This window comes from Dongia sp. agr-C8 (assembly GCF_054658695.1).
On record NZ_BAAGHZ010000002.1, the window covers coordinates 114,566 to 123,930 of the forward strand.

The window sequence follows — 9,365 nt, forward strand, 5'->3', positions numbered from 1 at the left end:
GTTACAGGCGGTTTGCAGGCACCGCAAGCCGGCGGCTAGATTGTCGGCGAGGCATCAGAGGAGAAGGTCATGGACGTCGGCTTCATCGGTCTCGGCAAGATGGGCATCGCGATGGCGCGCAATCTCGCCAAGGCCGGGCATCAAGTGCATGCCTGGAACCGCTCTCCCATCGATTCCGCGGGGGTCGATGCGACCGGGCTGACCCTGGTCAAGACCGCGCGCGAGGCGTTCCAAGCCGAGGTGGTGTTCACCATGCTGTCCGACGACGCGGCCTTGCGTGCGGTGGTGCTCGACGGCGGACTGCTGAAGGACGCCCCCAAGGGCCTGGTGCATGTCGGCTGCTCGACCATCTCGATCGCGCTGGCCGAGGAGCTGACGGCACGGCATGCCGATGCCGGGATCGGCTATGTCTCCGCGCCGGTCTTCGGGCGGCCGGATGTCGCCGAGGCGGCACAGCTCAATGTCGTGGTCGGCGGCGCCGAGCATGCCATCGACAAAGTGGCGCCGCTGCTGGCGGCGATCGGCAAGAAGACCTGGGTGATGGGCGATCAACCCGCGCAAGCCAATGCCGCGAAGATCGCCGGCAACATGATGATCGGCATGGCGATCGGCGCGATGTCCGAGGCGACGCTGCTGGCCGAGGGCAATGGTGTTTCAGCCAAGGCCTTCTTCGAGCTGGTGCTGGAATCGCTGTTTGGCTGCCGGGTCTACCAGAGCTACAGCGCCAAGATCGTGACCGAGGACTATACGCCGGGCTTCAAGATGGCGCTGGGCCTGAAGGACCTGCGGCTCGCCGCCGAGGCGGCGGAGCGCGCCGGCGAGCGCTTGCCGATCCTCGAGGCGGTGCGCGACCAGATGACCGAGGCCGTCCATGCCGGCCTCGGCGACAAGGACTGGTCGGCGCTCGCCGATTACATGCGCAAGACCTAGGCAGGGCGCATCACCGCCCTGCGCTGCGGCGGGAAGGCCAGCGCGATCGCCACCGCCCCGAGGCCGACCACCGCCGAGGCGACATAGAGGCCCGTGTAGGCGTTCCAGGTGTCGTAGACCCAGCCGCCGATCGCCGGCCCGAGCGCCATGCCGAGGCTGGAAATCATGGCCGCAGCACCCATGATCGCACCCATGATCTTCGGGCCGAAGTAGTCGCGCGCCAGCACCGCATAGAGCGGCATCACCCCGCCATAGGCGAAGCCGAAGATGAAGGCGACGATGTAGAAGACCTCGAGATTGCCGGCATAGAGATAGGCCCCCGCCCCGACCGCCTGGATCAGGAGACCGACGATCAATGTCGGCTTCACGCCGAACCGGTCGCCGGCAAGCCCGAGCACGAAGCGACCGAACAGCCCGCCGACGCCTTCGACGCTGTAGATTGTCACTGCATAAGCCGGCGCGATCCCGCAGAGCTGCGCGAAGCTCACCGTGTGGATGATCGGGCCGGAATGACAAGCGCAGCAGGCGAAGAACACCAATGCCAGCACGATGAATTGCGGCGTGCGCAGCGCCTGCCCGACCGTCAGGCTGGATTGCTCCGGCTGCGCCGCCATCGGTTGCGGCGCCATCGGTTGCGGCGTTTCCGCGACATCCACCGGCACGTCGGGCGGGCGACGGATCAGGAAAGCCATCGGTACCAGCAGTACCAGGACCGCTACGCCGATGATGAACTGCGCTTCGCGCCATTGATAGGTCGCGATCAGCCATTCGGCGAAGGGCGACACCGTCATCGGCGCAACGCCGATGCCGACCGACACCAGCGAGACCGCGAGGCTGCGGTGCTTCTCGAACCAGCCGACCGTGGTCGCGATCAACGGCGGGAAGTAGCTGCCGCCGGCGATCCCGATCACCACGCCATACCAGATCTGGAATTCGAGCAAGGTGGCGGAGCGGCTGGCCATGATGAGGCCGAGACCGGCCAGCAGATTGCCGACCACCAGGACCGGCCGCGCGCCGATCCGATCGCTCAAGGCACCCCAGCCGAAGCCGGCGGCGCCCATCACCAGGAAGGCGATGCTCATGCTGCCGCCGAGCGCCGTCATCGACCAGCCGGTATCGGTCTCGATCGGTCTCAGGAAGACCGGGAGGGAAAACAGCGCGCCCGCACCGATACAGGTCATCACCGCGCCGGCGAGCACGATCACCCAGCCATAGTGCCATTTCATTGCATCTTCCCCCTAAACCGAGCGGCCATCAAAGTGGTGCAGCGGGATCTTGTCGAGATCCACGGCTTCGAGACAGCGGATGTTGATGTAGACATCACTGCCGCCGGTTTTGTCTTCGCCATGGGTGTGGATGCCGCAGGTCGTGCAGAAGCGGTGGCCGATCACATGGCGGTTGAAGGTGTACTCGCCCAGATCGCCCGGCAGCAGCCGGAAGCGCAGCTGCGCTCTCGGCACGGCCCAGAGCAGCGCACCCTTGCGCGCGCAGATCGAGCAGTTGCAGGACAGGGCGGCCGTGAGCTCGCCTTCGGCCTCGAAGGCGACCTTGCCGCAGTGACAGCTTCCTTTATAGACCATGCTTCGCTCCCTTGGCTGCCGTCCCCACGGCAAGCTCTTGAGAACACGTCGAAGGCAGGCACCCGGAATCGACAGCCGTTTCCGATTTTTTCCAAGATGCCGCCCGGTGCGCAATAACCAATTGAAATAACAAGTATTTTCTCGTGGATTCTGCGGCGGCATCGCGGTTGCCGGATCAAGCTTGGCGCACTAAGTTACCGGCCGAAATCATCCTACAATTCCAGCGGAGCCGTCATGAACATGGAAGTGAAGCGCAACCTGATCGCCGGTCAGTGGGTCGAAGGTTCGGGAACCCGCCAGAACGAGAATCCCTCCGACAAGAGCGATCCGGTCGGCGCCTTCGCTGCGGCCACGGCGGATCAGGTGAATGACGCGGTCGCGGCGGCGAAGAAGGCCTTCGCCGCCTGGTCGCGCACCAGCCCGCAGGTCCGCGCCGACATCCTGGACAAGGCCGGCAACGAAGTCATCGCCCGCAAGGAAGAGCTCGGCAAGCAGCTCAGCCGTGAAGAGGGCAAGACGCTGCCCGAAGGCATCGGCGAGGCGACGCGGGCCGGCCAGGTGCTGAAGTGGTTCGCCGGCGAGGCGCTCAGGATCCACGGCGACAAGATGTCGGGCCTCCGCCCCGGCACCGAGGTCGAGGTGACTCGCGAGGGCCTCGGCGTGGTCGGCATCATCACGCCGTGGAATTTCCCGATCGCGATCCCGGCCTGGAAGGTCGCCCCCGCCCTCGCGTTCGGTAATACGGTCGTGCTGAAGCCGGCCGATCTCGTCCCGGCCAGCGCCTGGAGCCTGGTCGATATCCTGCAGCGCGCGGGACTCCCCGAGGGCGTGCTCAACCTCACCATGGGCTCGGGCTCGGTGGTCGGCAATGCGCTGATCAACCACAAGGACGTTTCCGCGGTCACCTTCACCGGCTCGACCAAGACCGGGAAGACGGTCGCCGAGGCCTGCGTGAAGCGTCTCGCCCGCGTGCAGCTGGAGATGGGCGGCAAGAATCCGATGGTGGTGCTGGACGACGCCGATCTCGACATCGCGGTCGAGGCCTCGTTCCAGGGCGCCTTCGGCAGCACCGGACAGCGCTGCACCGCCTCCTCGCGCCTGATCGTGCAGCAGGGCATCCACGACAAGTTCGTGGCGGCGATGATCGAGCGGCTGAAGAAGGCGAAAATCGACAACGCCCTGGAACCGGGCGCGGAGATCGGCCCGGTGGTCGACCAGCGCCAGCTCGACCAGGACCTCGAATACATCAACATCGCGCAGAAGGAAGGCGCGAAGCTGGCCTGGGGCGGCGAGCTCCTGAACCGCAAGACCCAGGGTTACTACCTCAACTGCGCGCTGTTCACCGAGACCAGCAACAACATGCGGATCAGCCGCGAAGAAGTGTTCGGCCCGGTCGCCAATGTGATCCGGGTCAAGGACTACGACGAGGCCCTCGCCGTCGCCAACGACACCGAATACGGCCTGGTCGGCGGCATCTGCACCACCTCGCTGAAGCACGCGACCCACTTCAAGCGCAACATCGAGGCCGGCATGACCATGGTCAACCTGCCGACCGCGGGCGTCGACTACTTCGTGCCGTTCGGTGGCCGCAAGAGCTCCAGCTACGGCTCCCGCGAGCAGGGCGAGCTGGCGCGCGAGTTCTTCACCGTGGTCAAGACCGCGTATACGCGACCCTAAGTCGTTCGCGTCAAAGAGACGAAGCTGGGAGCCGGGCGGTCTTGCCCGGCTTCTTCTTTTTAAGGCCGGGCCTCGCTGCGCGACGCAAGCAGGCCGACGATCATTCCGCCGGTCACGGCGGCGACGCCGAGCATTCCCGCGGGACCCGGGACTTCCGAAAGCAGCGGGATCGCCGCCAGCGTGGTCACGCAGGGAACCGCGGCGGTGAAGAATGCCGTGGTGGTCGGCCCCAAGCTCGCGACCGCCCGCGTATAGACGAAGATCGACACCGCACCGATGAGCACGCCCTGGACGAGAGCCTGCAGCAGCAGCTCATGCGGGGCGACCTGAAGGAGCGCTCTGCCGGGAAGCACGGCATAGACCGGCAGGAAGGCGCACATCGAGAACACGGCGACGATGGCCGCGCCTTGCGCCGGCGGCAGCCCAAGCCGGCGCGACAGCACGCCGTAGGCCGACCAGAGCAGCGAGGCCAGAAGCAAGCAGCCGTCGCCGAGCAGCTGCCGCGCATTGGCCCCGGCCCAGCTGTCGAGGCCCATCAGCAGGATGCCGCCGGCAATGACCAGGGTGCCGAGCTTCTGCGCGGCAGTGCGACGTTGCGGCGCCGATAGGCTGAGGACCGCGAGCGTCGTCAGCGGCAGCGTGCCGTGCAGCAGCACGGCGCCATGTGCCGCCGGGGCGAGCGCAAAACCGGCATAGGCGGCGAGCGCAAACCCCAGGCCGCCGAACAAGGCCAGCAGCACGGCATGCCGCCAGCGGACTCCCGCAAGCCCCCGGCGCAACAGCACCGGCAGCAACAACATGCCGCCGATCCCGAACCGCAGCGCCGCGATATCGGGCAGGGTCAGCGACGACGAAAAGCCGATCCGAGAGGCCAGCGTGAAACTGGAAAACAGGATGACCGAAAGCAGGCCGCACAACAGGCCGATCGCGCGCCGTCGGTCGAATGCCGGCGCCGCGCCCGCCGGTTGTCCGATATCGGCCATCCTGCCCATGCCCGGCCCTAGGCCGCGCTTCTGGTCAGCGCTTCCAGCACCGGAATGACCTCCAGCGGCTCCGGCCTGCGGGTGTAGTCGGGATCGGCCTTGGCGTAGCGGATCTCACCCTGGCGGTCGATCACGTAACGCGCCGGCATCGGCAGCGTCCAGCTCGGGTCGCCATTGAAAGCCGGGAGATCGACGCCAAGCTGCCGGTAGAGCGCGACCAGGTAGTCGGGCATGCGGTATCGCAAGCCATATTGCTCGGCGACGGCGTTGCCGGGATCGCTGAGCATCAGATAACTGAGCTTATGCTGCTCGATCACCTTGCGGCTATTGGCGGCGCTCTGCGGGGTGACCGTGACCAGGGTCGCCCCGGCGGATCGGATGCGCGCCGCATGGAGCTCCAGTTCCTGCAGCTCGATATTGCAATAGGGACACCAGGCGCCACGATAGAAGCTCAACACCACGGCCCCTTTCATCAACAGATCGCCGATGCTCACGCGCATGCCGTTGGCGTCTTCCAGCGCGAAGACCGGCGCCGGGCCGCTGCGCACCGCGCGCTCGGCGATGCCGGAGGCGCGCAGCTCGTCCAGCGCGCGCTGCATCACCTCATGGGCGGCGGCGGGAACCGCCTCGAACGGTGGCTGGCCGGATTCGAACCTGGCCTTGAAGGCGGAAAGCTTCTCTTGCAGGGACATGGGGGGCTCCTGTTGCGGGACCGACAAATCGTCGCGGTCGGCATCAGGCCCATTTTGTAATGAACAGTCAAGAATGATTCTGTGATAAACGTTCAAAAATTCGCAAGCCAGGATCGGAGCGCAAGAGATGGCGCGACCCAAAGAGTTCGATGCCGAAAAGGTATTGGCCAGCGCCGCGGATGTATTCTGGCGCCGCGGCTATGACGTAGTGAGCATCCAGGAGCTGGAGGCCGCAACCGGGCTCGGGCGCGGCAGCCTTTACAACGCGTTCGGCGACAAGGAAGGCTTGTTCATCGCGGCGCTCGATCGCTATGTCGAACGCCATGGCGCGGCACCGTTCCGGCACCTGTCCAACCCGGACGTGCGCCTCGGCATCCAGCGGCTGCTCGAGGCGATCATCGCCCGCATGGGCGATCCCGCCAATCCGCGCGGCTGCCTGCTCACCAATACCAGCCTCGCCTTCGGCACCGGGTCGGATCGGATCGACGTCCATGTGGCCGAGAAGATCCGAACCATGGAGGCTCTGCTCGAACAGGCGATCGCGCGAGCCCGGCAAGAGGGCCAGATCCCGGCGAGTGCAAGCCCGAAGCAGCTCGCGCGCTTCTACAGCGCGGTGACGCAAAGCCTCGGCGTGATGCACAAAGCGCTGGGCGACGTCGCGGCGTTGCGCGATATCGCGACCGTCGCCATGCGCGCCTGGCCGGCCGAAGCCCGAGGGTCACGACCCAAGCGTGCCATCCGGCAACACTGATACATTGCATCCGCCGGCAGCAAGAAGGCCGGGCCATCGGCCCGGCCTTTCATCCTCCCGCAGCCGGAAATCAGGCGCGCACGGTGCGCAGGAACTCCTCGACCTGAGTCTTCAGCAGCGTGCCGTTGCGCGAGAGTTCGCCGGCAGAGTCGAGGACCTGGCGCGCCGCGTGTCCGGTCTGGCCCGCAGCGTCAGTCACGCCGGAGATGTTCCCAGAGACCTCCTGGGTGCCCTGCGCCGCCTGCTGGACGTTGCGGGAAATCTCCTGGGTCGCGGCGCCCTGCTCCTCGACAGCTGAGGCGATCGCGGTCGAGATCTCGCTCACCCGGTTGATGGTCTGGACGATGCTGGAGATCGCCTGCGCCGAGCTTTCGGTCGCCTCCTGAATCGCGCGGACCTGACCGGCGATCTCTTCGGTGGCCTTCCCGGTCTGAGTCGCCAGGGTCTTGACCTCCGAGGCAACGACCGCGAAGCCCTTGCCGGCTTCTCCAGCACGCGCCGCTTCGATCGTGGCGTTGAGCGCCAGGAGATTGGTCTGGCCGGCGATGTCATTGATCAGGCGAACGACGTCGCCGATGCGCTGGGCCGCATCCGCCAGGCCCTGCACCTTCGAGTTGGTGTCGTTCGCCTGGGCGACGGCTTCGCCGACGATTCGGGTCGATTCGCTGACCTGGCTGGTGATCTCGCCGATGGAAGCCGAGAGCTCCTCGGTCGCCGAGGCCACGGTCTGGACGTTCTGGGTGGTCTCCTCCGAAGCCGCCGCCACGGCGGTGGACTGGCGCGAGGTCTGCTCCGCGGTCGCCGACATCGACTGTGCGGTCGATTGCAGCTGGGTCGCCGCCGCCGTGACGCCGTTCACCACGCTGCCGACCGAGCCTTCGAACCGGTCCGCGAGATCGAGCATGGCCTGACGGCGCTCCGCCTCGCTGCGCTGCTTCGCCGCTTCCTGCTCCTCGCGCAGGCGGTCCGCCTCGATCATATTGTCCTTGAAGACGCCGAGCGCGGCCGCCATGGTCCCGATCTCGTCCTTGCGGTCCTGCCCCGGCACGGCAATGGTCTTGTCGCCGTTGGCGAGCGCCCGCATCGCCCCAGTGATCGCCGCGATCGGCTTCGAAATGCCGAAGCTGGCAATGAACAGAGCCAATCCCAGGCCCATCGCCAAGCCCAGGCCGACCATGGTGAGAACCAGATACACGGTGGACCAGGTCGACGCCGTCGCGGCGTCCGAGCTTTCATCCTGGAACTTGATGGCCGCTTCCGAAAGCGCGACCATGTCGGTGGTCAGCTTGGCCAGCGGCTCCCGAATCTGCGCCGACAGGATCGCCATGGCTTCGTCATTCTTGTTGGCGAGTCCGAGGTCTGCGGCCTGTCGGATCGAGGCATAGAGGGTAGCGTAGCGCGCGGCGAAATCATCGAGCTTTGCGGCGTCTTCCGGACGCGCCGCCTTGGCGATCCCGATGTATTTGTTAAACTGATCCTTGTCGGCATCGAGCACGGTGCTCAAGGCCTTCATCTGCTCCGGCGTCGTCTCGGCGATGATTGCATAAATGTCGCCGCGGGTCTGGGCTAAGGCCCGATTGGCGCGCGGAATCGCCACCGCTTCCTGCGCCGGCCCAGTGAGGAGATCGCTGTAGACATCGTCGATCCCGACCATTCGAAATGCTGCGAAGCCAATGGCGCCCACCGTGATGAGCGAGAGCAGCAGCACCAGGCCGACAATCTTGGTTCCGATCGGGATATTCTTCATCGAGAGCTCCTAAGCGCATTATGGTATCCGGCAGAGCGCCAGGTTGCGCTCATGTGACCGATTGATAATCCTTTCGCCTGAAAATATTCTTAATACACAACCTGCTGAGCAATAATCGCGATACGATAAAACTGTGAAATCAGACATGAGCAATCAAGACAGCACACCAATGCCGGTTGTCTTCGTCTCGCATGGCAGCCCGATGCTGCCCTTCGAGGACATCCCGGCCCGCAAGTTCCTGCTCGGCCTCGGCGCCAAGCTGCCGCGTCCCAAAGCCGTGCTCTGCATCTCCGCGCATTGGGAGAGCCCGGTTGCGCGCGCGACCGGCGCCGCTGCGCCGCAGACGATCCATGATTTCGCCGGCTTCCCGAAGGCGCTCTATGAGCTGCAGTTCGATGCACCGGGCTCACCGGACTTGGCCGCGCGCGCGGTGGCGCTGCTCAACAACGCGGGGATTGCGGCGGAAGTCGATGCCAATCGGGGGCGCGACCATGGCTGCTGGAATCCGCTGATGCTGGTGTTTCCGCAGTCTGGCATACCGGTGGTGCAGCTTTCGCTGATCGACGGCGGCGACGCCGAAGCGCATCTGAAGCTCGGCGCGGCACTGGCGCCCTTGCGCAAGGAGGGCGTGCTGATCTTCTGCTCCGGTGGCGCCGTGCATAACCTGCGCTGGCTCGACCGCGAGGGCCGCGGCGGCACGATCGACTGGGCCGCCGAGTTCGACCGCTGGGTGGATCAGAAGATCACCGCCGGCGATGCGCAGGCGCTGGCGCAGTATCGCGACCAGGGACCGAACGCAGCGCTCGCGCATCCGAGCGAGGAGCATTTCCTGCCCCTGATGGTCGCGATCGGCGCCGCTTCAAACGGCGGCGGCGCCGCCAAGGGCAAGCGGCTCCACGACAGTTTCAATCTCGGCAGCCTGTCGATGGCGGCCTATGAGTGGCGGTAGACCGCGGCGGCTCAATCGCGCGCGGTAGCGATCCCAACCTTCCCCGGTTTGCATCC

At 65.9% G+C, this 9,365-nt stretch carries 9 protein-coding genes; 4 read left to right on the forward strand and 5 right to left on the reverse strand.

Annotation, left to right across the window (positions count from 1 at the left end; all coding sequences use genetic code 11):
• The first annotated feature begins 69 nt into the window (after nt 1-69).
• The gene (locus tag ACYQ4T_RS07915) at nt 70-930 is read left to right on the forward strand and encodes an NAD(P)-dependent oxidoreductase (RefSeq protein ID WP_459852283.1); all 861 of its coding nucleotides are present in this window, start codon (nt 70-72) and stop codon (nt 928-930) included.
• On the opposite strand, the gene ACYQ4T_RS07920 is transcribed toward ACYQ4T_RS07915, so the two are convergent.
• Together ACYQ4T_RS07920 and ACYQ4T_RS07925 are read right to left on the reverse strand one after the other, a co-directional pair.
• A complete protein-coding gene (locus ACYQ4T_RS07920) occupies nt 927-2,156 on the reverse strand; it encodes an MFS transporter (protein ID WP_459852285.1) in 1,230 nt (409 codons plus the stop codon). The two genes, ACYQ4T_RS07915 and ACYQ4T_RS07920, sit on opposite strands and share 4 nt — an antisense overlap.
• A gap of 12 nt (nt 2,157-2,168) precedes the next feature.
• Nucleotides 2,169-2,510 carry a GFA family protein gene (locus ACYQ4T_RS07925; protein ID WP_459852288.1) on the reverse strand — a complete coding sequence of 114 codons (342 nt, stop codon included), beginning with the start codon at nt 2,508-2,510 and terminating at the stop codon, nt 2,169-2,171.
• A 234-nt stretch (nt 2,511-2,744) separates the two neighbouring features.
• On the opposite strand from ACYQ4T_RS07925, the gene ACYQ4T_RS07930 reads away from it, so the two are divergent.
• On the forward strand, nt 2,745-4,187 hold the full coding sequence (locus tag ACYQ4T_RS07930; RefSeq protein ID WP_459852290.1) for an aldehyde dehydrogenase family protein: 1,443 nt from the start codon (nt 2,745-2,747) through the stop codon (nt 4,185-4,187).
• 59 nt (nt 4,188-4,246) lie between these two features.
• Here ACYQ4T_RS07930 and ACYQ4T_RS07935 read toward each other — a convergent pair whose 3' ends face one another.
• Nucleotides 4,247-5,170 (reverse strand): DMT family transporter, encoded by a 924-nt coding sequence (locus ACYQ4T_RS07935; RefSeq protein WP_459852292.1) that lies wholly within the window; start codon nt 5,168-5,170, stop codon nt 4,247-4,249.
• A gap of 17 nt (nt 5,171-5,187) precedes the next feature.
• Nucleotides 5,188-5,862, reverse strand: coding sequence for a peroxiredoxin-like family protein (locus ACYQ4T_RS07940; RefSeq protein WP_459852294.1), 675 nt, complete (start codon nt 5,860-5,862; stop codon nt 5,188-5,190).
• 127 nt (nt 5,863-5,989) lie between these two features.
• Here ACYQ4T_RS07940 and ACYQ4T_RS07945 point away from each other — a divergent pair, with 127 nt between their 5' ends.
• Entirely contained in the window at nt 5,990-6,613 is a 624-nt protein-coding gene (locus ACYQ4T_RS07945) for a TetR/AcrR family transcriptional regulator (protein ID WP_459852296.1), read from the forward strand.
• Nucleotides 6,614-6,683: 70 nt separating this feature from the next.
• On the opposite strand, the gene ACYQ4T_RS07950 is transcribed toward ACYQ4T_RS07945, so the two are convergent.
• The gene (locus tag ACYQ4T_RS07950; RefSeq protein ID WP_459852299.1) at nt 6,684-8,360 is read right to left on the reverse strand and encodes a methyl-accepting chemotaxis protein; all 1,677 of its coding nucleotides are present in this window, start codon (nt 8,358-8,360) and stop codon (nt 6,684-6,686) included.
• 145 nt (nt 8,361-8,505) lie between these two features.
• Here ACYQ4T_RS07950 and ACYQ4T_RS07955 point away from each other — a divergent pair, with 145 nt between their 5' ends.
• On the forward strand, nt 8,506-9,309 hold the full coding sequence (locus ACYQ4T_RS07955) for a DODA-type extradiol aromatic ring-opening family dioxygenase (RefSeq protein WP_459852301.1): 804 nt from the start codon (nt 8,506-8,508) through the stop codon (nt 9,307-9,309).
• The last annotated feature ends 56 nt before the right edge of the window (nt 9,310-9,365 follow it).